Source organism: Ruegeria sp. E8 (genome assembly GCF_056533985.1).
This window is the reverse complement of the sequence record NZ_JBQFOY010000007.1, coordinates 34979-54706: the sequence shown is the minus strand read 5'-3', so window position 1 is coordinate 54706 and position 19728 is coordinate 34979. Positions and strand designations below refer to the sequence as shown.

At 58.5% G+C, this 19728-nt stretch carries 20 protein-coding genes; 8 read left to right on the top strand and 12 right to left on the bottom strand.

Features of this window, described 5'->3' with window-relative positions:
- The first annotated feature begins 58 nt into the window (after positions 1–58).
- Positions 59–1432 (top strand): radical SAM protein, encoded by a 1374-nt coding sequence (locus ACR0LF_RS11425; RefSeq protein ID WP_480579845.1) that lies wholly within the window; start codon positions 59–61, stop codon positions 1430–1432.
- Positions 1429–2265 (top strand): DUF547 domain-containing protein, encoded by an 837-nt coding sequence (locus ACR0LF_RS11420; protein ID WP_480579847.1) that lies wholly within the window; start codon positions 1429–1431, stop codon positions 2263–2265. The genes ACR0LF_RS11425 and ACR0LF_RS11420 overlap by 4 nt, the downstream gene beginning before the upstream one ends.
- A gap of 17 nt (positions 2266–2282) precedes the next feature.
- On the opposite strand, the gene ACR0LF_RS11415 is transcribed toward ACR0LF_RS11420, so the two are convergent.
- Together ACR0LF_RS11415 and nth are read right to left on the bottom strand one after the other, a co-directional pair.
- On the bottom strand, positions 2283–3272 hold the full coding sequence (locus ACR0LF_RS11415) for an adenosine kinase (RefSeq protein ID WP_480579849.1): 990 nt from the start codon (positions 3270–3272) through the stop codon (positions 2283–2285).
- Entirely contained in the window at positions 3269–3913 is a 645-nt protein-coding gene (gene nth, locus ACR0LF_RS11410; protein ID WP_480579851.1) for an endonuclease III, read from the bottom strand. Before nth ends, ACR0LF_RS11415 begins: the two co-directional genes overlap by 4 nt.
- A 116-nt stretch (positions 3914–4029) precedes the next feature.
- On the opposite strand from nth, the gene ACR0LF_RS11405 reads away from it, so the two are divergent.
- Positions 4030–4881, top strand: a complete 852-nt coding sequence (locus ACR0LF_RS11405; RefSeq protein ID WP_480579853.1) for a methylated-DNA--[protein]-cysteine S-methyltransferase — start codon at positions 4030–4032, stop codon at positions 4879–4881.
- A 55-nt stretch (positions 4882–4936) separates the two neighbouring features.
- On the opposite strand, the gene ACR0LF_RS11400 is transcribed toward ACR0LF_RS11405, so the two are convergent.
- Positions 4937–6376, bottom strand: a complete 1440-nt coding sequence (locus tag ACR0LF_RS11400; protein WP_480579959.1) for an aldehyde dehydrogenase family protein — start codon at positions 6374–6376, stop codon at positions 4937–4939.
- Positions 6377–6590: 214 nt separating this feature from the next.
- Here ACR0LF_RS11400 and ACR0LF_RS11395 point away from each other — a divergent pair, with 214 nt between their 5' ends.
- Entirely contained in the window at positions 6591–7241 is a 651-nt protein-coding gene (locus tag ACR0LF_RS11395) for a peroxiredoxin (protein WP_480579855.1), read from the top strand.
- Positions 7242–7459: 218 nt separating this feature from the next.
- Here ACR0LF_RS11395 and ACR0LF_RS11390 read toward each other — a convergent pair whose 3' ends face one another.
- From ACR0LF_RS11390 to ACR0LF_RS11380, 3 genes are all read right to left on the bottom strand, one after another.
- Positions 7460–8149: an outer membrane protein gene (locus ACR0LF_RS11390; protein WP_480579857.1), complete on the bottom strand. Its 690-nt coding sequence runs from the start codon at positions 8147–8149 to the stop codon at positions 7460–7462.
- 151 nt (positions 8150–8300) lie between these two features.
- Positions 8301–8822, bottom strand: coding sequence for a helix-turn-helix transcriptional regulator (locus ACR0LF_RS11385; protein ID WP_480579859.1), 522 nt, complete (start codon positions 8820–8822; stop codon positions 8301–8303).
- A 23-nt stretch (positions 8823–8845) separates the two neighbouring features.
- Positions 8846–9118, bottom strand: coding sequence for a PepSY domain-containing protein (locus ACR0LF_RS11380; RefSeq protein ID WP_480579861.1), 273 nt, complete (start codon positions 9116–9118; stop codon positions 8846–8848).
- Positions 9119–9354: 236 nt separating this feature from the next.
- Between ACR0LF_RS11380 and ACR0LF_RS11375 the strand changes: the two genes are divergently transcribed.
- Both ACR0LF_RS11375 and ACR0LF_RS11370 read left to right on the top strand, forming a co-directional pair.
- On the top strand, positions 9355–9990 hold the full coding sequence (locus tag ACR0LF_RS11375) for a DUF1326 domain-containing protein (RefSeq protein WP_480579863.1): 636 nt from the start codon (positions 9355–9357) through the stop codon (positions 9988–9990).
- Between the two features lie 121 nt (positions 9991–10111).
- Positions 10112–10570 carry a hypothetical protein gene (locus ACR0LF_RS11370; RefSeq protein ID WP_480579865.1) on the top strand — a complete coding sequence of 153 codons (459 nt, stop codon included), beginning with the start codon at positions 10112–10114 and terminating at the stop codon, positions 10568–10570.
- A 122-nt stretch (positions 10571–10692) separates the two neighbouring features.
- Here ACR0LF_RS11370 and pnp read toward each other — a convergent pair whose 3' ends face one another.
- Positions 10693–12843 (bottom strand): polyribonucleotide nucleotidyltransferase, encoded by a 2151-nt coding sequence (gene pnp, locus ACR0LF_RS11365; protein ID WP_480579867.1) that lies wholly within the window; start codon positions 12841–12843, stop codon positions 10693–10695.
- 482 nt (positions 12844–13325) lie between these two features.
- On the opposite strand from pnp, the gene ACR0LF_RS11360 reads away from it, so the two are divergent.
- Positions 13326–14927 carry a BCCT family transporter gene (locus ACR0LF_RS11360; RefSeq protein ID WP_480579869.1) on the top strand — a complete coding sequence of 534 codons (1602 nt, stop codon included), beginning with the start codon at positions 13326–13328 and terminating at the stop codon, positions 14925–14927.
- Positions 14928–15033: 106 nt separating this feature from the next.
- On the opposite strand, the gene rpsO is transcribed toward ACR0LF_RS11360, so the two are convergent.
- A complete protein-coding gene (gene rpsO, locus ACR0LF_RS11355) occupies positions 15034–15303 on the bottom strand; it encodes a 30S ribosomal protein S15 (RefSeq protein WP_039528663.1) in 270 nt (89 codons plus the stop codon).
- A gap of 242 nt (positions 15304–15545) precedes the next feature.
- Positions 15546–16049 (bottom strand): DUF1643 domain-containing protein, encoded by a 504-nt coding sequence (locus ACR0LF_RS11350; RefSeq protein WP_480579872.1) that lies wholly within the window; start codon positions 16047–16049, stop codon positions 15546–15548.
- Positions 16050–16154: 105 nt separating this feature from the next.
- Here ACR0LF_RS11350 and ACR0LF_RS11345 point away from each other — a divergent pair, with 105 nt between their 5' ends.
- Positions 16155–17603 carry a pyridoxal phosphate-dependent decarboxylase family protein gene (locus ACR0LF_RS11345; protein ID WP_480579874.1) on the top strand — a complete coding sequence of 483 codons (1449 nt, stop codon included), beginning with the start codon at positions 16155–16157 and terminating at the stop codon, positions 17601–17603.
- Here the strand turns inward: ACR0LF_RS11345 and truB are convergent.
- From truB to rbfA, 3 genes are read right to left on the bottom strand one after another with little or no spacing between them, the layout of a single operon-like run.
- A complete protein-coding gene (truB, locus tag ACR0LF_RS11340) occupies positions 17600–18511 on the bottom strand; it encodes a tRNA pseudouridine(55) synthase TruB (RefSeq protein WP_480579876.1) in 912 nt (303 codons plus the stop codon). The two genes, ACR0LF_RS11345 and truB, sit on opposite strands and share 4 nt — an antisense overlap.
- Before the next feature lie 60 nt (positions 18512–18571).
- On the bottom strand, positions 18572–19309 hold the full coding sequence (locus tag ACR0LF_RS11335) for a phosphodiester glycosidase family protein (RefSeq protein ID WP_480579878.1): 738 nt from the start codon (positions 19307–19309) through the stop codon (positions 18572–18574).
- Positions 19306–19701, bottom strand: coding sequence for a 30S ribosome-binding factor RbfA (gene rbfA / locus ACR0LF_RS11330; RefSeq protein ID WP_170562172.1), 396 nt, complete (start codon positions 19699–19701; stop codon positions 19306–19308). The genes ACR0LF_RS11335 and rbfA overlap by 4 nt, the downstream gene beginning before the upstream one ends.
- Positions 19702–19728: the final 27 nt, after the last annotated feature.

The window sequence follows — 19728 nt, the reverse complement described above, 5'->3', positions numbered from 1 at the left end:
TGCACGTTGGCGTGAGGGGGCGTGGTTTGGTCTGAACCCCCTCATTAGCTTGGCGCGTATGAAGGATAACGCGCCAGGCTATTCCAGGATTGAGCCCGCTGGTCGAAGGTTCATCGGTACGGATCGTCGCGCCCCGCTGCGTGACGGGCTGCACCGCTGCGGTGAATATGGTGCCGGTCAGACGGCCGGGCGGTTCTACCCGGTCGCCTGCGTGGCGTTGGAGGTGACGCAGCGCTGCAATCTGGATTGCACGCTTTGCTATCTCTCGGACCGGGCCGAGATGACCTATGATCCGCCTCTCTCGGTTCTGTTAGCGCGGTTGGCCATAATCCATAGCCATTACGGAGATGGCGTCTCGGTTCAGTTGACCGGCGGTGACCCAACCCTGCGCAAGGTCGAGGATCTTGAGGCTCTGTGCCGCGAAATCCGCAGGCTGGGCATGCGATCCTGCCTGATGACAAACGGTATCCGCGCCAGCCGCGCATTCCTGACCCGTCTGGCAGCGGCCGGGCTGGAAGATGTGGCGTTTCACGTGGACATGACGCAGGAACGTTCGGGGTTTCACTCCGAGGTCGAGCTGAACCATGTGCGCGGCAAATACATCGACCGAACGCGGGGCCTCGGGCTGCGGGTCTTGTTCAACACAACCGTGTTCGAAGGCAACTTTTCGGAACTTCCTGCCCTTGCCCGTTTTCTGCGCGATCAGCCCGAGGTCGCCTTTGTCTCGTTCCAGATGCAAGCCGATACCGGGCGCGGTGTCCTGCGAGCGCGACCCGATGCGATCACGCAGGACAGTGTGATCAGGGCAGTGGAGGCCGGGTATGAGACGCCGCTGCATTTCGATGCTGCGGCAGTCGGCCATTCCCGTTGTAATCGTTATGCCAGCGTGTTGGTCGCCGGGGGGCGGGCCGTTCCGGTACTGTCGAACCACCGCCTTGTTCAGCGCGGTATTGCGGCGTTGGAACAACTTGAGGAAGGGCAAGAGGCGCATTTGGATATCCGCGCAACCGTCTTGCGACTGGCCGTGCGGCGACCTCTGCTCGCCCTGCGTGTGGCAACACATCTGGCTCTGTCTACACTGAGGTTGGGCATGGGATTGTTACGTGGACATGTCCGGCGGCAGGCCATCTTCATCCATAATTTCATGGCCGCCGATGCGTTAGAGGAAGACCGCTGCACCGCGTGTGTGTTTATGGTCGCCACCGCAAACGGGCCGCTGTCGATGTGTGTTCACAACGCCGAGCGGGATATCCATTTGCAGGCAGCGGACCGGCTGGATGGTCCAAAAGGACCGCAATGGTGGAACGCCGCGAGCCGCAGCTTGTCCAACAAACCCAACCTGCCGGGGCTGGGCAATCCTGATCTGGCACCGATCAAACGGCTGAAGGGCCAGTTGAGAGCCAAACGCCGGAACCGGAAGGGCACGTCATGAGACTCGCGATTACCGTATTGCTGCTGCCGTTGCTGGCCACCTGCGCCAGCGTGGAGCGTTTGGTTTTGCCCGCGCCGGAGCCGTTGCAAAACCCGGCACTGACACAGGCGGCATTGCCGCCCGGCGCAAAGGTGGATCACAGCGATTGGAGTGCCTTCCTCTCGCGCTATGTCTCGTCTGACACGCAGGGTGTGAATCGGGTGGCCTACGCGCAGGTGACGCAAACCGATCATGCGCGGCTGGAGGCGTATCTGAAGAATATGCAAACGGTCGATCCCGCCCGGCTGACCCGAGATCAGCAATTGGCCTTTTGGATCAACCTCTACAATGCACTGACGGTCGACGTGGTTCTGAACAATTACCCTGTTGCATCGATCCGCGATATCAAAGACGGCCCATTGTCAATTGGCCCGTGGAATCGCTCTCTGGCACAGGTGGCGGGTCAAACCCTGACGCTGAACGACATCGAACATCGCATCATCCGCCCTACGTTTGACGAGCCGCGCATCCATTATGCCTTGAATTGTGCCGCCGTAGGCTGCCCGAATCTGATGGACCGGGCGTGGCAGGCCAGCACGCTTGAGGAAGACTTCGCCGCTGCCGAGCGCGCCTATGTCAACGACCCGCGTGGGGTGCGGTTCGATGATCGTGGGCGGTTGATCCTGTCGAAGATCTATATCTGGTTCCGCGAGGATTTCGGTGACAGCGAAAAGGCGGTGATTGCGTCTATTGCGCGAGCGGCAGAGCCGGAATTGAAAGCCCGATTAACGCAAGCCCCCCGTGTCAGTGCCTACACATACGATTGGGCACTGAACGATGTGGGGGGCTCGTAGTAGTGTGACTTAGCGACTTACAGCAAGCCTTCGGCGCGCAGCAGTTCCTGCATGTTCGCTTCGGGGCGCGGGCCAATATGGCTGATCACTTCGCCGGCGCAGACATTGCCGATCTTGGCACAGGTCTCGTAATCGCGGCCCGTGGCCATGCCAAACAGGAAACCCGCCGCAAACTGGTCGCCCGCACCTGTTGCGTCGACTGGGACAACCTTTTCGACGGGCACGTCAATACGTGTATCGCCGTTCAGAACGGTCACGCCGTCGCCGGACCGGGTGCAGACCACCAACGGGCAGATCGCAGAGGTTTTAGCCAGCGCTTCATCCAGATCGTCGGTTTCGAACAGGGATTTGATCTCGGCTTCGTTGCCGATCACGAAATCCAGTTCGTTTTCGATCAGCAGAAGGAAATCGACCCGGTGGCGTTCTACGCAGAACGGGTCGGAAATGGCGATACCCGCCTTGCCGCCACCCTTGTGGCAGGCGCGCGCAGCCTCAAGAAACGCGGCCTTGCCCTTTTCCTTGTCGAACAGATAGCCCTCGAGGAACATGATCTGGCTGTTGCCGGCGACATCATCGGACACGTCCTGAGACGACAGTTCCGAGGAAATACCCAGATAGGTGTTCATCGACCGCTCGCCATCGGGCGAGACAAAGATCATCGAGCGCGAGGTCGGCAGCTCTCCCCCCGGCACAGGCGGGTTAACGAAATCCACGCCGTCTTCGTTCATCGCGTCCGCATAGAACCGGCCCAGCGCGTCGTCGTGCACGCGACCGATAAAAGCGGCATCCAGCCCCAGCGCACCGGCACCCGCAATTGTATTGGCGACAGACCCACCCGGCGTCTGCACGCGGCCTTCCATCGAGGCATACAGCACCTCGCCGCGTTCCTGCTCGATCAGCTGCATGATGCCCTTTTCGATGCCCATCAGTTCCAGGAAACTGTCATCGGCCTGGGAAATCACGTCCACAACGGCATTTCCGATGCCGGTCAGTTGGTAGGTCTTCATAAGGTTTTGTCCTCGAATTGACAGAGATCACGGATGATACAGGTCGGGCATTGCGGCTTGCGCGCCTTGCAATGGTACCGGCCATGCAGGATCAGCCAGTGATGTGCATGGAGTTGAAAGTCTGCAGGTATGTTATCTTCGATGGCGCGCTCGACCGCGTCCACGTCCTTGCCGGGGCAAATACCGGTGCGGTTGCCGACGCGAAAGATATGCGTGTCGACGGCCTGTGCTGGCTGCCGCCACCACATGTTCAGAACCACATTTGCCGTCTTGCGCCCGACACCCGGCAGCGATTGCAGCGCGGCGCGGGAATTGGGCACTTCACCGTTATAGTCGTCGACCAGAATACGGCTAAGCTTGATGACGTTCTTGGCCTTCTGGCGAAACAAGCCGATGGTCTTGATATGCTCGATCAGCCCGTCTTCACCCAGATCCAGCATTTTTTGCGGCGTGTCGGCGATCTTGAACAACGCGCGCGTGGCTTTGTTGACCCCTGCATCGGTCGCTTGCGCCGAAAGGGCAACAGCCACGACCAGAGTATAGACGTTCACATGCTCCAGCTCGCCCTTGGGTTCGGGGTCGGCATCCTGAAAGCGCGTAAAAATCTCGCGGATCGTATGATAGTCGAGTTGCTTTGCCATCCGGGCCTTAATGCCGTTCGCCGGGCCATGACACAAGCCCAAAGCCAATGCGCAAGTTCCGGGTCGCTTGGGCGTGACCTGCGCGCTATGGTTTTGTCAGGAAATGAGGTGGAACCATGAACGTCCAGACCCCAGAAAGCGGATACCATTACAACGTCATGCGCCGGGCAATCGATTTGATCGATCAGGGCGGCGAAACCCTCAGCCTTGAAGAGCTTGCTCGCCAGATGGATATGAGCCCGGCCCACTTCCAGCGTCTGTTTTCGCGCTGGACCGGCGTGTCGCCGAAACGCTACCAGCAATACCTGACCCTGGGCCATGCAAAGGCTCTGCTGCGTGAACGGTTCACGACCCTGGAAACCGCGCATAACGTCGGCCTTTCCGGCAGCGGCCGCCTGCATGATCTGTTCCTGAAATGGGAATCCATGAGCCCCGGCGAATACGCCCGCAAGGGCGAAGGTTTGACGATCTATTGGGGCTGGTTCGAATGCCCGTTTGGCCCAGCGCTGGTGATGGGTACCGACAAAGGGATTTGCGGTATGGCCTTCGGAGCCGAGACCGGCGAAGAGGCCGCGATGGAAGACATGATCTCGCGCTGGCCCAAAGCGGAGTTCATCGAGGATCCGATGCGCCTGCGCCCCTGGGTGCTGAGCGCTTTTGGTGCCGCCAGCGACCGGCTGGAGCCAACGCCGCTCTACCTGATTGGCTCGCCCCTTCAAATCAAGGTGTGGGAAGCGCTGATGCATATCCCTTCGGGGCAGGTCACCACCTATTCCGAGATCGCCCAGCGGGTTGGTTCACCGCAGGCGGTGCGTGCAGTGGGCACCGCCGTGGGCCGCAACCCGGTCAGCTGGCTGATCCCTTGTCACCGTGCTTTGCGCAAATCGGGTGGGTTAGGCGGCTATCACTGGGGCCTGCCGGTCAAGCGCGCCATGCTGGCCTATGAAGCCGCTCAGGCGGATGCCTGAGAAATAGAGTGAGGCACCTTTGGGTGCCTCTCAACTGGATCACGTCACTGTCTGTCTATTCAGCAGCCCAGCCACCGACAGCTTTGACTTCGAGAAAGTCCTCCAGGCCAAAGACACCGCCTTCGCGCCCGTTTCCGGACTGTTTCATACCGCCGAACGGAGAGCCTGCGCTGCGCGATTGGCCGTTCATTTCAACCATGCCCGACCGCAGAACCCGCGCCATGCGATTGGCACGGGCGCCGTCTTGGGTCTGAACATAGTTGGTCAGGCCATAGGGCGTGTCATTGGCGATCTCGATGGCCTCTTCTTCGGTGTCGAAGGGGATCATGGTCAGGACCGGACCAAAGATTTCCTCACGCGCGACGGTCATCTGGTTGTTTGCATCGGCAAAGACGGTGGGGCGAACGTAGTAGCCCTTGTTCAACCCCTCAGGCCGCCCGGTGCCACCAGCGATCAGACGCGCGCCTTCGTCGATACCTTTCTGGATCAAGTCCTGAATCTTGGTCCACTGGACCTCATTCACAACCGGGCCGATATGACGGCCTGCTTCGGCTGCTGGCCCGACCTTGACCATGTTGGCTACTTCAGTCGCCATTTCCACCGCCTTGTCGTAGATCGGGCGCTGCACCAGCATCCGGCTGGGGGCGTTACAGCTTTGACCGGTGTTTTGCATCATGTGCAGCACACCGCGTTTGACCGCTTTCTCGTCCGCGTCTTCAAAGATCACGTTCGCGCCTTTGCCGCCCAGTTCCAGATGCACTTTCTTAAGCGTTTCGGCGGCATTCTTCGAAATCGCAGTGCCAGCGCGGGTCGAGCCGGTAAAGCTGACCATATCCACATCTGGATGACCTGACAGCTGAGAACCGACGCCCACACCGTCGCCGTTGACCAGGTTGAACACACCGGGCGGGAAGCCTGCCTCGTCCATCATCTCGGCAAAAATAATCGCGTTCAGCGGGCTTTGTTCCGATGGTTTCAGAACCATGGTGCAGCCTGCGATTGCCGCCGCACCGACCTTGAGCGTGATCTGGTTCATCGGCCAGTTCCAGGGTGTGATCAAAGCAGCGACGCCAACCGCCTCATAGATGATGCGATCATTCGGTGCGTGCCCCCCCAACGGGCGCTCGAATTCAAACGCCTTGGCCGCGCGGATGAAGTTCTTCAGGTGGTAAATACCCGCGCCCGCCTGCGCCGAGCGGGCCAGATCAATGGGTGCTCCCATCTCCAGAGACATCGCCTGGGCCAGATCCTCGGACCGCGCCGCATAAAGGTCGACCAGTTTTTCTACCAGTGCGATGCGGGTTTCCACCGGGGTTGCCATCCAACCGGGCAGAGCAGCCTTGGCAGCGGCAACCGCCGCATTTGTGTCGGCTTCTGCGCCAAGCGAAATCACCGCGCAGGGCTCCTCGGTCGAGGGGTTGATGACCTCGAAATCATTGGGTTGCGACGGTGCGACCCAGTGACCGTAAATATAGAAATCCCGCTTTTCGATCATCATGAGACCTCCTGAAGGTTCAGCATTCATCCGGCAGTTCGCGCACACTCTGTCACCCATCCCAAGATGGGGCAATAGAAGATTTGATCAAATTATTCTCCCAAATTGTCCACGAAATCCGTATCCTTGGGTGAGGTGGATGGTTTAACCTTCGCGCATAGTGATTAGGTTCTCAGCAACCGACTCAGGTTTTTCACAGGAAAGGAGATGCCCCATGGGTTTGCGCATCAACGATACCGTCCCGAATTTCACCGCAGAAACGGATCAGGGCACCGTTCAGTTTCACGACTGGATCGGCGATAGCTGGGCCATTCTGTTCTCGCACCCAAAGGATTTCACCCCTGTCTGCACCACCGAGTTTTCGGCTGTTGCGCAGCTGAATGATGAATGGGCCGCCCGCAACACCAAGGTGATCGGTGTGTCGGTCGACGGTGTCGAGGACCACAAGAAGTGGAAAAAAGATATCGAGGAATACGGCAACGCCAACCCCGGTTTCCCGATCATCGCCGATGACGGTTTGGCTGTGTCCAAAGCCTTCGACATGCTGCCTGCCGAAGCCTACCTGCCCGATGGCCGCACCCCGGCCGACAGCGCCACCGTGCGCTCGGTCTTCATCATCGGCCCGGACAAGCAGTTGAAACTGTCGATGACTTACCCGATGACCGTGGGTCGGAACTTTGCCGAGATTCTGCGTGCGCTGGACGGGCTGCAGATGTCGGCCAAGGGTGTGGCGACACCGGCCAACTGGGTGCCGGGTGAAGATGTGATCATTCCGCCTGCAGTGTCGAACGACGAAGCAAAAGAGAAGTTCGGCGAGTTCGAAACGATCTTCCCCTATTTGCGCAAGACCAAAGCGCCGTCTTAAGACGGTTGCCGGGTCAGGGGGGCTGTCTGCCCCCCATCGCGCCTGAAGGCACGATTCCCCCCGAGGATATTTTTAGCCAGATGAAGCAGGCGATTGTTGTGGACATGGCGCTCTACGGTACATCCGACATGAGTTGTTTTATCCGGATGCCCCCGCGCCTGAGGCACGAGGGCAAGAAGGCGACAGAAAACCGGTGAGAAACCTGACGCCCAACGCGATCAGAAGTTGTAGCGAAGCCCGAAATTGACGCTGAATGTGTCCAGATCATCTTCGACGGTGCCGGTCAAAGCTCCGTTCGGGGCCAGACGCTGTGAGGAAACGTCGAACGCCCGCGCATAACGCGCATCGACGGTAAAGGCAGTAGACGCATTGATGTCATAGGCCACACCGGCGATCAGTTGGGCTGCAAATGTGGTATCGCTGTCATCCAGCGCCACACCCGGCCCATAAGCAAAGTTCAGGTCCGAATAGGTGGCACCCAGACCAAACCCGGCAAACGGTGTCAGTGCACCTGCCTGTTTGAAATCGAATAACACATTGGCAAACAGCGAGGTCTGCGAGACATCGCCCGAGATATTGCCCTCGGCCCCCGGACCGTTGCCGGTAAAGTTCACGCCGTCCACGTCATTGTCGCGATAGGAAAGTTCCAGTTCCACCCGCGTTCCGATACTGTCATTGGACCATTGCGGGATCTCTTTACCGATCGCTACACCCAGACCGAAACCGGCGTCGAAATCCGTGTCGACCGATTGCGTCGAGCCACCGATGGTGCCCGAGAAATTGCTGTCCTGCAGCTGGCTGTAGCCGATGAAGCCCTGAATATAGGTGCCATCGCCCAGGCTCTGCGCGGCAAGCGCCGTTGAGCTGATAGCCAGAGCCGTTGAGGCAAGAATGAGGCGCGTGAACATTACCATCTCCATTGTTCCGAAGTCCGCATGGTTCGGATGTGGGCAAAGCGGGCAAAAAGGAAAGGCGCGAGGCCTTCACTTCAGTTCACAGGTTTTTAGGGGAGTGTGAGTGAATAAACGCGCAGTTGTGCAGGTAGGCCCTGCTGCGGGCTCAGGAGAACTGATCTGAGGGATCCGGGGCGTCTTTCACCAATGGCTCGGACAGAAGTTCGTCGACAAAAAAACTGAGCAACTGCAACCGGCTGGACACGCCTGCCTTGCGATAGACCGCAGCACTTTGCGCCTTGATCGTTCCCTCTTTGGTTTGTCGCATTTCCGCGATTTCAGCGATGGACAGGCCTTTGATCGACATCAGGGCCACGTCGCGTTCGGCGTCGCTCAGCTGCCATTCGCTGAACTGGCTTTCGATGATCTGGGCGAAGGCCCCTTGTGCAACACGCAGCTGCCGTTGCATGTCGCGCACGCGTCTGGTCTGGGACCGGATTAGGGCGATAGTGGCGCTTAAACCCCCGACAAGGGCCAGCGCCAGAAACAGCTCGAACGAATGCAGGAGGCGAAACCCGGCGCTTTCGCCGCCTGTCCAGTCCAGTGCCGCATCCGCCATGAAAAAGGCGGCGCAGAGGGCCTGCACCACCAGAAGGAGCCAGAGTAAAGTCGTTTGAGAGATTTTCATACGGCTCCTTGGATACAGTAAATTCAGTCGTCGTCCTCTTCGAGTTCGATGGCTGTCACCACGCCGTCAGTCTCGGTCAGAACCAGTTCAGTTTCCACCCCATCCTTGAGCAGTTCAACCTCGATCTCACCGTCTTCGAATTCGATCTCTTCGATCTGGTATCCTTGCGCTTCAAGTGTCGCGCGAATTTCGGCCTCGCTGGTGCCCAGTTTGTCACCCAACCCGACATTGGCCAAGGCAAGAACCGGTGTGGTTGCGATCAATCCAGTTAGGGTCAGCAGTTTCAAGGTTTCCATATCGCATCTCCTTTTTGCGTTGTGGCGATGCGGTTGAACTGGGGACGGGGAAGGGGCGCTGCGATTGGCTTTTGGTTGAAATGGGGTGAATTGAACCAAGGTTTATGCCATCCGATGGCCGTTTCAGGCTGTCAGGTTCTGATCTTGCTAAATTTGTGGTAGGTTGTTTCCGGGGGAAATACAGGCACGCGGCCAGCGACATCGGGTTTTCTGACTGTTTTGAACAGGAGATGACGATGGCATTTACAGATTGGTACGTAGAAGGCGATGCGTTCGGGAACTGCAATTGCGGTTATGCCTGTCCTTGCCAGTTCGAGGAATTGCCGACCCACGGCAATTGCCGCGGATTCGAGGTTCTGGAAGTTTCCAAGGGGCATTTTGGCGATACCGACCTTGCGGGCACGAAGGCCGCGCTGATCTATGCCTGGCCCGGTCCGATCTTCGAGGGCGGCGGCGAGATGCAAGTGATCATCGACCCCGGTGCCTCAGAGGCTCAGCGATCGGCGCTGGAAAAGGTTTTTCACGGTGAAGAAACCCAAGAAATGGCAACGCATTGGTTTGTGTTCCGGGCCATGTGCAAAACCGTTCACGACACCCTGTATGTGCCGATTGATTTCGAAATGGACATGGAGGGGCGTACGGCCAGAGTCTCAATCGGTGACGTCCTTCAATCCACCGGAGAGCCGATTCAAGCACCGCATGGCGGCGGGCCGCATCGTGTACGGATCGACATCCCCGGCGGTATTGAATTCACCCTGGCCGAGATCGGCAGCGCCTCGACCAAGGCGGACGCAGCGATCAAATTGGATCTGAACGACAGTTATGGCCAATGGCATGTGATGAAACACGGGCCGTCCGGGATTGCGGCATAGAGCGCTCTGACAATTCCCGTTTCAAGCACCGAGGAATACACTTGTTTCAACGTTTAGCGCGCATTATCCGAATTTAGCGAGGTCAGGAACCCGCGCATAACATTGATATTAAGGGTATGGTATGACGTTGATTTCCAAAAAGGTAAGTGCCGCTTGGGCGGCAACTGCTTTCGTTCTGTTCGGGTGCGCCGAAGATCCATCCAGCGAACGCGCAGAGCGAAATGTCGAGTATTCGGGATTTTATAACGAGATATCGGGCACCCTGTCAGACGGGTCCGCAGTTGCCGGCGTGGCGTGGTTCACCGGAGCGCCAGTCAGAGGCAACTTTTGTCTGCAGACGCAAGAAACCGTTTGCTCGGGCAAGTACTCGGCAAGTCTTGCACGCCGGATCTCAGGTGATTTTATCTGCGCGAATGGTTTGACGGGCAGCTACAAAACGCAACGTATTCCCAATGGCGACTTTGTCGTGCCAGTAAAGGCGACGGGCGCTTTGTCGGACGGGCGCAGTGCGAGCGTCGTTTTTTCCGAGCTCAAGCAGGGAAGCGGCACTACGTCCTGTTTCATCACAGCAGGCCGGTAAGCCCACCGTTTGTGACTCAGTAAAGTCCAGCGCAAAGACGAGCGGCCCTGAATCGCAATAGTCCCAATGAAAAAAGACCCCGGCGGAAACCGGGGTCCTTGGTGCTTTAAAGGAGCGACAGATTACTCTGCGCTTTCTTCTTTCTTTTCTTTCTTCTCGGGAACGATCTCTTCGCCGGTTTCCTGATCGACCACTTTCATCGACAGGCGAACCTTGCCGCGGTCGTCAAAGCCAAGCAGCTTGACTTTCACTTCCTGACCTTCCTTCAAAACATCCGATGGATGGTTCAGACGGCGGTTTTCGATCTGGGACACGTGGACCAGACCGTCGCGCTTGCCAAAGAAGTTCACGAAGGCGCCGAAGTCGACGATCTTGACCACTTTACCGGTGTAGACCTGACCTTCTTCCGGCTCTGCCACGATCGAATAGATCATGTCATAGGCCTTCTTGATCGATTCACCGTCAGGCGAGGCGATCTTGATGACGCCGTCGTCGTTGATGTCGACCTTGGCACCGGAAACCTCAACGATTTCACGGATGACCTTACCGCCCGAACCGATCACTTCGCGGATTTTGTCGGTCGGGATGTTCATGGTCTCGATGCGCGGCGCGTGGACTGAGAATTCGTTGGTCTCGGACAGGGCTTTGCCCATTTCACCCAGAATGTGCATACGGCCGTCCTTGGCTTGCGCCAGGGCTTTCTCCATAATCTCGGGTGTGATGCCCGCAACCTTGATGTCCATCTGCAGCGAGGTGATGCCGTTTTCGGTACCTGCAACCTTGAAGTCCATGTCGCCAAGGTGGTCTTCGTCACCCAGAATATCCGACAGGATGGCGTAGTTGCCGTCATCTTCCAGGATCAGACCCATGGCCACACCGGCAACCGGTGCTTTCAGCGGGACGCCCGCGTCCATCATCGACAGCGAACCGCCGCAGACCGACGCCATCGAGCTGGAGCCGTTGGATTCAGTGATCTCCGACACGATGCGGATCGTGTAGGGGAAGTCGGTCGCCGCAGGCAGAACCGCCTGCAGGGCGCGCCATGCCAGCTTGCCGTGGCCGATTTCACGACGGCCAGGGCCGCCAACGCGGCCAACTTCACCAACTGAGTAGGGCGGGAAGTTGTAGTGCAGCAGGAAGTTCGATTTGAAGTTGCCATGCAGCGCATCGATGAACTGTTCGTCGTCGCCGGTGCCCAGCGTGGTCACGGCCAGCGCCTGCGTTTCACCACGGGTGAACAGGGCAGACCCGTGCGTACGAGGCAACATCGAGGTTTCGGCTTCGATCCCACGGATGTCGGTGGTCGAGCGACCGTCGATCCGCTTGCCGCCTTTGACGACATCGCCGCGCAGGATGCCGGCTTCCAGCTTTTTCATTGCCGAACCCAGGTTGCCGTCTTCCAGCTGTTCCTCGGTCAGCGCTTCCTTGATCGCTTCACGGGCAGCGGCAACAGCGGCGGTGCGCTCTTGCTTGTCGGTGATTGCGAAAGCGGCCCGCATCTGCTCTTCACCGGCGGCTGCAACGGCGGCGTACAGTTCCGAATAATCAGGCGCCTCGAATTCAAACGGTTCCTTCGCGGTTTCTTCGGCCAGATCGATGATCAGGTCCAGAACCGGCTGAATCTGCTCATGCGCGAAGTTCACGGCGCCCAGCATCTCTGCCTCGGACAGCTCGTACGCTTCCGATTCCACCATCATCACGGCGTTCTTGGTGCCGGCAACAACCAGATCCAGACGCTGTTCGGGGTTCAGGCGCAGGTCCTGCATGTCGTCCACGGTCGGGTTCAGGACGTATTCGCCATCCACGAAACCAACACGGGCACCGGCGATCGGGCCCATGAACGGCGCGCCGGAAATGGTCAGCGCAGCAGACGCTGCGATCATTGCAACGATGTCGGGATCATTGACCAGATCGTGCGACAGCACGGTGCACATGACCAGAACTTCGTTCTTGAAGCCGTCAACAAACAGCGGGCGGATCGGACGGTCGATCAGACGCGCGGTCAGCGTCTCTTTCTCGGTCGGGCGCGCCTCGCGCTTGAAAAAGCCGCCCGGAACCTTACCGGCGGCATAGTATTTCTCTTGGTAATGTACGGTCAGCGGGAAAAAGTCCTGACCGGGCTTTTGTTGCTTGGCAAAGGTCACGTTTGCCATGACGCTGGTTTCGCCCAGCGTGGCAATCACGGTGCCGTCCGCCTGACGGGCAACCTTGCCGGTTTCCAGTGTCAGCGTCTCTTCGCCCCACTGCATCGATTTCTTAGTTACATCAAACATATGCGTATCCTAGATGGGAGCACTCCCGGCCCTCCGGGTCTCCCGTTTGCATGGCGGCCCCATTGCCGCCGACCCCACTTTATCTTCCATTCGAGTGCCGGGGTCAGGGCACAACGTCTCAGATACTCGCGCGCATACATGAGAATGCGTTGGAAGGAAAGAGAAACCGCATAGGGTGGCCGGATCATGCTGAGACAAGTAACCGTTTCTCCAACAGGCGCAAATTTATAACCGCAACAAAAATGGTTAATGGCAGAGCACCAAGTTTCATCATGGTTGGTGACCTTAGAGTTCAAGGCCCACCTGCATCGCTAACATCGTAAAATTTGAATGCATTTTGTATAAATATGAAGGCAGTATAAGCTTTTACCATAAAGCCCGCGGTCGAAATGACGGAAACGCGCCAAGGGGGTAACTATCTCATAACCGTCCGCTGACCGAATACCTTGGCGTTTGCAGATAGCGAACAGAAGGGCAATCGAATGGCACAAACAAAGAAGATGCTGGATCCGGACCCCCGGATTTACGACTTCGAAACGGAATATGAACTGGGGCAGGACAACGTCCGGCCATTTGGTCTGGACATCCACAACCCAGTCTTCCTGATCTCGAGTATCCTGATCTTTGCGTTCGTTCTGATCGCATTGGCCAACCAAGAGGCTGCCGCCTCGTTCTTTGGCTGGCTTCGGCCTTGGCTGACCAGCACGTTTGACTGGTTTCTGGTACTTTCGGTGGATGCAATCACCCTGTTTTGCCTCGTTCTGATCATCCTGCCCGTCGGCAGCGTGCGGATCGGAGGCAAAGACGCCAAGCCTGATTATTCTTATGCCGGATGGATCGCGATGATGTTCGCGGCCGGTATTGGTATCGGCCTGCTGTTCTTTGGTGTGATGGAACCGGTTTACTACAACTTTGCCGAAGACGGGAACGCACGGCCCCTGGGTATCGACATCGCTGTTCCAGGCAACGAGTACATAGGCGTCGTTGGCACCATTCATCATTGGGGTCTGGAAGGCTGGGCGGTCTATGCAGCTGTAGGCCTGAGCCTTGCTATCTTCGCTTATAACCTGAACCTGCCACTGACCCTGCGCTCGGCCTTTTATCCGATCCTAGGCGAGCGTGTCTGGGGCTGGTGGGGTCATATGATCGACACGCTTGCGGTTTTTGCCACCTTGTTCGGCCTGACGACCTCTTTGGGTCTTGGGGCGCAACAGGTTGCGGCGGGGCTGAACGAAGTGTTTGGCATCGAACCCAGTCCGACCGTGACAGTCCTGCTGATCATTGGCATCACTCTGATTGCGTTGGGATCAGTCCTGATGGGTATGGATGCAGGTGTCAAACGGCTGAGTGAGATCAACATGATCATGGCCGTGGGCCTGTTCATCTTTGTGATCGTCGTCACAGGCGTCGGCACGGCCATCGCGCGGTATTTCAACGTCATGGTAGATTACGTGACGCACCTTCCGGCATTGTCCAATCCGTTCGGGCGAGAAGACACCAGTTACTTCCATGGCTGGACGACCTTCTATTGGGCCTGGTGGATCGCGTGGTCGCCCTTTGTGGGCATGTTCATCGCCCGTATTTCCAAGGGCCGCACGGTGCGTGAGTTCATCCTCTGCGCGCTACTGGCCCCCACGGCGGTCTGCGCCCTGTGGATGTCGACCTTCGGTGGTGCCGCGATCGACATGCTGAACGCAGGCGGAGCCGAGGGCGTCCGCGCCACCGTGATCGACAGCTACGCCCCCGAGGGCGCCCTGTTCGGTTTCCTAAAGGAACTGCCGCTCTATGGCATCATCGCACCAATCGCCCTGATATTGATCGTTGTGTTCTTTGTGACCTCTTCGGATTCAGGTTCGTTAGTGATTGATACCATTACTGCCGGAGGCAAGATGGATGCTCCGGTGGTCCAACGGGTGTTCTGGTGTACGCTCGAGGGTCTGGTGGCAATCGCTCTGCTCTTGGGAGGCGGCCTTGCGGCTTTGCAAGGCGCAGCGGTGTCAACGGGCATCCCGTTCACGTTGGTGGTTCTGATTATGTGCTACTGCCTATGGCTGGCGCTTAAATCGGAAAAGGCAAAGATGTAGCGACGCACCTGCATGCAGGGCCTTCCAGCCCTGGCTACACAGCAACACCAAAAAAAACGCCCGCTGTTTCGGCGGGCGTTTGATATCAATTTGATCAGTTCTGATCTTAGCGGCGGATGCCCAGCTTTTTGATCAGGTCCTGGTAACGTGCTTCTTCCTTGCCCTTCAGGTAGTCCAGCAGCTTACGGCGCTGGGCAACCATCTTCAGCAGACCGCGACGACCGTGGTTGTCTTTCTTGTGAGTCTTGAAGTGCTCGGTCAGGGTGGTGATGCGCGAGGTCAGGATTGCAACCTGGACTTCAGGCGAACCGGTGTCGCCTTCTTTGGTTGCGAATTCTTTCATGACGCGTGCTTTTTCAGCGGCAGTGATCGACATCGGGGTCTCCTTTAAAGGTTAGAGTTGATGGCGCAGGCCGGGATGTCGTCCAGCACAGGCCCATGGAGAAAACCGCACCGATTCCGATGCGGATGGGCGCGTATAGGCGCATTTGCGGTAAATGGCAAAGGGAATCTGCGGGCGAAGACCAGCCTCCCGGCGATGCAGAAAAGCTCTGAGTGTGAAAATCCTGTGCAATCGGCATCGGGTCAAAGTCTGGCCATCGAAATGGTTGGTATTTGTCACCATTGCTCGGGCTGTTGGGTGTAGGCGATATAGAGCGGATGCTTGGGGTGCCCGTCCTTGGTCAGACCCAGATGAAACAATGGCTGTCCGGTTTCACGTAGCAGGTGTTCAACCGCTGGCCCGCGCTCCAGATGCGCACCATGTGTGCCCCAGGCGGCGATGACCTGATCGGCCCAGTCGACGCCCTCCAGAATGGCCGCATCATTCGCGGGCCCCACCGGATCGGAGGCGGCGCGCATCTTGCGCGGGTCGGTATCGCGCCAGGCGAAGATGTTGGTGACCTGAAACGCGCCGAAGCCCAACGCCCGCGCACGGCGTTCGCAGCGCTCGACCGTCGGATCGTTCTGCACCTCTGTTGCAGTCGAGGGGTTCAGCATCACGAACAGCGCCTTGCGCCCACCCGCATCCCAAATGCGGGTCAGGCTGTAGCGATACTTCTCGCAATCGGAATAAACGGCGGTCGAGGGCGCGTCGCCCTTGGTGTGGGAGCGGGTGATCATGGGCCGGGTGTGGCTGGATTCGGCCTGTTTTTCAAGGGTTGATGCCTGCCATCCCTTCCTGTGTTAACCTTCCGGCATTTGATTGGTTCTTCTGGGGGTTTGAAGATGAATTTCGAAACACTTGATCCGGCAGATTGGGAAGAGACGCGAAAGCTGGCGCATGCCATGCTGGACATGGCGCTGGATCACACTCGCGACGTGCGGGATCGTCCTATCTGGCAGGATATGCCGTCTGACATTCGCAACAGCTTTGACACGTCCGCGCCGCAGCAGGGGATGCCTCTGGCTGACTTGATGGACGATGTGGGCACCCGTGTGATGGATTATCCGATGGGCAATATCCATCCCCGTTTCTGGGGCTGGTACATGGGGGCCAGCAACTTCACCGGGGCCATGGCGGATTTTCTGGCCGCAGTTCAGGGGTCTAATCTGGGCGGCGGCAACCATGCAGCGGCCCTGATCGACCGGCAGGTGGTCGATTGGCTGCGCGAGATGATCGGCCTCCCCGATGGGGCCAGTGGTACGCTTGTCAGCGGCGGCAGTGTGGCGAACATGATTGGTCTGACGGTCGCGCGAAATGCGAAATCGGGGATCGACATGCGGCAGCTTGGTGTGGCGGCGATGGATCGTCCGATGCGGTATTACGGCTCGGACCAGATGCACAGCTGCCATCAAAAGTCACTTGAGACCCTTGGTCTTGGCGATCAGGCGCTGCGTCGGGTTCCGACCCGGGACGATTTGACGATGGAGCTCGACGCACTGCGCGAGATGGTCGCGCAGGACCGTGATGCGGGGCTGAACCCGGCTTGCGTCATCGCCACGGCGGGAACGGTGAACACTGGGGCAATCGACGATCTGACAGCAATCGCCGATTTCTGCACGGCAGAGGGGCTGTGGTTCCACGTCGATGGTTGCATTGGCGCGCTGATTGCAATCGCACCCGAAAATGGCTGGCGCGTGGCCGGGATCGAGAGGGCGGATTCCGTTGCGCTGGATCCGCATAAATGGCTGCATGCCCCGTTCGAGGTCGGGTGCGCCCTGGTCAGGGATCACGACACGCATCACGGAACCTTCACCTTGACGCCGGAATATCTGAAACCTCAGACCCGAGGCGTCGCGGGGGCCGCTTTCCTGCATGACTACGGTATACAGACGTCACGCGGATTTCGGGCGTTGAAGGTGTGGATGTCGTTGCGCGAACACGGTGTGCAGAAGTTCGGCAGGCTCATCGATCAGGATATTGAAAAAGCCCAATACTTGACGGGTTTGATCGAGGGGCAGGACAGGCTGAAACTGATGTTTCCGACCAATATCAACATCGTCTGTTTCCGCTATGATCCGGGTGGATTGAACCCCGAAACGCTGCGGGTGATCAATACCGAGATCATGTTGCATCTACAGGAAGAGGGGACGGCTGTCCTGTCGGATACAACAGTTAATGGAAAGCATTGCCTGCGGGTTGCCGTTAACAACCATCGGACACGGCCCGAGGATCTGGACCTGCTGGTGTCCGAGATTCTCAGATTGGGCAACAAGCTTCAGATGGCGGCTTAGGACCCGGTGACGAACACCCGGCTAGGATGCAATTCACCGGATTTGTAGATGCCCACTGCCACGGCTCTGCCATCCATCGAGGCCCATGCTTCGTCGCCATATTCAACGTCCGAGGCCAGAACCATGCCCGGATTGCCATTGCGCAGGCGGGTGGCACCTTCGGGTGTGCATTTCAGTTCGGGCAAGTCGGCGAGGCCGGTTTCCAGCGGGTGCAGGTAGTCATCCAGTGCAGCCGTTTTCGCCATCTCGTCGATCTGCTCGATGGACAGGCCGTCTTCGACCTCGAACGGACCGGACCAGATGCGGCGCAGTTCTCTGACGTGTCCATGACACCCCAGAGCCGCGCCCAGATCGCGGGCGATGGACCGGACGTATCCACCCTTGCCGCAGGTCATCTCAAGCACGACGTGATCTTCGTCAGGGCGGTCGACCAGAATCAACTCCTCGACCCATAGCGGGCGGGCCGACAATTCCACATCCTCACCATCGCGGGCCAGTTTATAGGCGCGCTGACCGTCGATCTTCACGGCTGAAAACTTCGGCGGCACCTGCATGATATCGCCCAGAAACGGGGCCAGCGCCTGTTTGATGTCTTCATCCGACGGTCGCGCATCGCTTTCGGCAATCACCTCGCCTTCGGCATCGTCGGTGTTGGTTGCCTGACCCAGCCGGACGGTGAAGGTGTAGGCTTTCAACGCATCGGTGATGTAGGGAACGGTCTTGGTCGCCTCACCCAGCGCCACAGCCAGAACGCCGGTCGCCTCGGGGTCCAGCGTGCCCGCATGGCCAGCTTTCTTGGCGTCCATCGCCCAACGCACCTTGTTGACCACAGCGGTCGAGGTCATGCCCGCGGGCTTGTCCACCACCAGCCAACCGGAAATGTCGCGGCCCTTGCGTTTGCGTCCCATTCTGCACCTTGAATCTTGCTGAGGCGCGCGACCTAGCGGATCGCCATCACGCTGTCAAATTCAGGGTGCGTCCTCGACAACGCCCACGATGGGACCCAGCGAGAACCCTATGTCCGACCGGCTGCTGGCGCGCTCATACATGCGAGAGATATTGCCGTCGAGAAACAGCGCGTTCGGCGTTTTCAGCACATCGCGGAACAGACTGCCGAATTCGTGGAAAGTGACATAATCGTCCGAGATCGCAAACACCGCCCGCGTCCCATCTGCGCTGGTGCCCACCCCATTGCGCACATAAACCGAGGTCGAATCGGGCAGAAAGCGCGGGTGCAATTCCCCATCGATCACCAGCATCGGGCCGGACTGGGTGGCGAACCGGCATTCAGGGGCCTGATCGACATAGGCCAGCGTCTCGAACACGTCAGCACGGCCCTCGCGGATGCAGAACACACCATTCGGTAGCAAGCCGAAATTGCCCGGTCCGGCATTTGGGATCACCCGCATCTGTTCCTGACCGTCTTCGACATAATGTCCGACGGGTGAGCGGTCGTCGTGATACATGCCCGCATTCATCGCAAAAGCCAGGCGTTTGCCGTCAGGGGCCAGCGCCTCGTTCACCGAAGAAAAGTGCCCCAGTAACTCGCCGTCTTCATCATTCAGAAACAGGCGCAGGTCTGCGGCAGAGGCATCCACCTCGCAGACCGTATACCGCTTGTTTTCATGGGTAACCTTTTCGCAGGTCACCGCAGCAGCTTGCGCGGCCCAGAGAGCCGCGCCAATCGAGACCAGAGTGCGGATCACTCGTCCAGATCGCGGCGCACCGCGTCCTGATCGAACATGCGGCGGGTGTCGTCCAGACGGTCGAACGTGTCATCCAGACGAAACCGCAGATCGGGCGAGAATTTCAGGCCGACCTTCTTGCCGACCATACGCCGCAACTCACCCTTATTGCGGGCGAGCAATTCGATCACGTCCTCTTGCCCCTTGCCGCCCAGAGGCAGCACATAAGCGGTAGCGATCTTCAGATCGGGCGAGGTGCGTACCTCACCCACGGTGATCGACATGCGGTTCAGGTCGGGATCGTGGACATCTCCGCGCGCCAGCACCTCGGACAGGGTGCGGCGGATCAGTTCGCCGACGCGCAGCTGTCGTTGGGACGGGCCGGGGCCATCGTGGAATTTGTTCTTTGCCATATCCCCGATCTAAGCCCAAAGCGGGGC

What these genes read in the sequence shown, in the direction of transcription:
- ACR0LF_RS11360 (WP_480579869.1), top strand. Translation starts at nt 13,326, where the DNA reads ATGGCACAAACAAAGAAGATGCTGGATCCGGACCCCCGGATTTACGAC.
- ACR0LF_RS11370 (WP_480579865.1), top strand. Translation starts at nt 10,112, where the DNA reads ATGACGTTGATTTCCAAAAAGGTAAGTGCCGCTTGGGCGGCAACTGCT.
- ACR0LF_RS11400 (WP_480579959.1), bottom strand. Translation starts at nt 6,376, where the DNA reads ATGATCGAAAAGCGGGATTTCTATATTTACGGTCACTGGGTCGCACCG.
- truB (WP_480579876.1), bottom strand. Translation starts at nt 18,511, where the DNA reads ATGGGACGCAAACGCAAGGGCCGCGACATTTCCGGTTGGCTGGTGGTG.
- ACR0LF_RS11395 (WP_480579855.1), top strand. Translation starts at nt 6,591, where the DNA reads ATGGGTTTGCGCATCAACGATACCGTCCCGAATTTCACCGCAGAAACG.
- ACR0LF_RS11415 (WP_480579849.1), bottom strand. Translation starts at nt 3,272, where the DNA reads ATGAAGACCTACCAACTGACCGGCATCGGAAATGCCGTTGTGGACGTG.
- ACR0LF_RS11390 (WP_480579857.1), bottom strand. Translation starts at nt 8,149, where the DNA reads ATGTTCACGCGCCTCATTCTTGCCTCAACGGCTCTGGCTATCAGCTCA.
- ACR0LF_RS11350 (WP_480579872.1), bottom strand. Translation starts at nt 16,049, where the DNA reads ATGATCACCCGCTCCCACACCAAGGGCGACGCGCCCTCGACCGCCGTT.
- rbfA (WP_170562172.1), bottom strand. Translation starts at nt 19,701, where the DNA reads ATGGCAAAGAACAAATTCCACGATGGCCCCGGCCCGTCCCAACGACAG.
- ACR0LF_RS11425 (WP_480579845.1), top strand. Translation starts at nt 59, where the DNA reads ATGAAGGATAACGCGCCAGGCTATTCCAGGATTGAGCCCGCTGGTCGA.
- ACR0LF_RS11380 (WP_480579861.1), bottom strand. Translation starts at nt 9,118, where the DNA reads ATGGAAACCTTGAAACTGCTGACCCTAACTGGATTGATCGCAACCACA.
- rpsO (WP_039528663.1), bottom strand. Translation starts at nt 15,303, where the DNA reads ATGTCGATCACTGCCGCTGAAAAAGCACGCGTCATGAAAGAATTCGCA.
- ACR0LF_RS11385 (WP_480579859.1), bottom strand. Translation starts at nt 8,822, where the DNA reads ATGAAAATCTCTCAAACGACTTTACTCTGGCTCCTTCTGGTGGTGCAG.
- ACR0LF_RS11345 (WP_480579874.1), top strand. Translation starts at nt 16,155, where the DNA reads ATGAATTTCGAAACACTTGATCCGGCAGATTGGGAAGAGACGCGAAAG.
- nth (WP_480579851.1), bottom strand. Translation starts at nt 3,913, where the DNA reads ATGGCAAAGCAACTCGACTATCATACGATCCGCGAGATTTTTACGCGC.
- pnp (WP_480579867.1), bottom strand. Translation starts at nt 12,843, where the DNA reads ATGTTTGATGTAACTAAGAAATCGATGCAGTGGGGCGAAGAGACGCTG.
- ACR0LF_RS11420 (WP_480579847.1), top strand. Translation starts at nt 1,429, where the DNA reads ATGAGACTCGCGATTACCGTATTGCTGCTGCCGTTGCTGGCCACCTGC.
- ACR0LF_RS11405 (WP_480579853.1), top strand. Translation starts at nt 4,030, where the DNA reads ATGAACGTCCAGACCCCAGAAAGCGGATACCATTACAACGTCATGCGC.
- ACR0LF_RS11375 (WP_480579863.1), top strand. Translation starts at nt 9,355, where the DNA reads ATGGCATTTACAGATTGGTACGTAGAAGGCGATGCGTTCGGGAACTGC.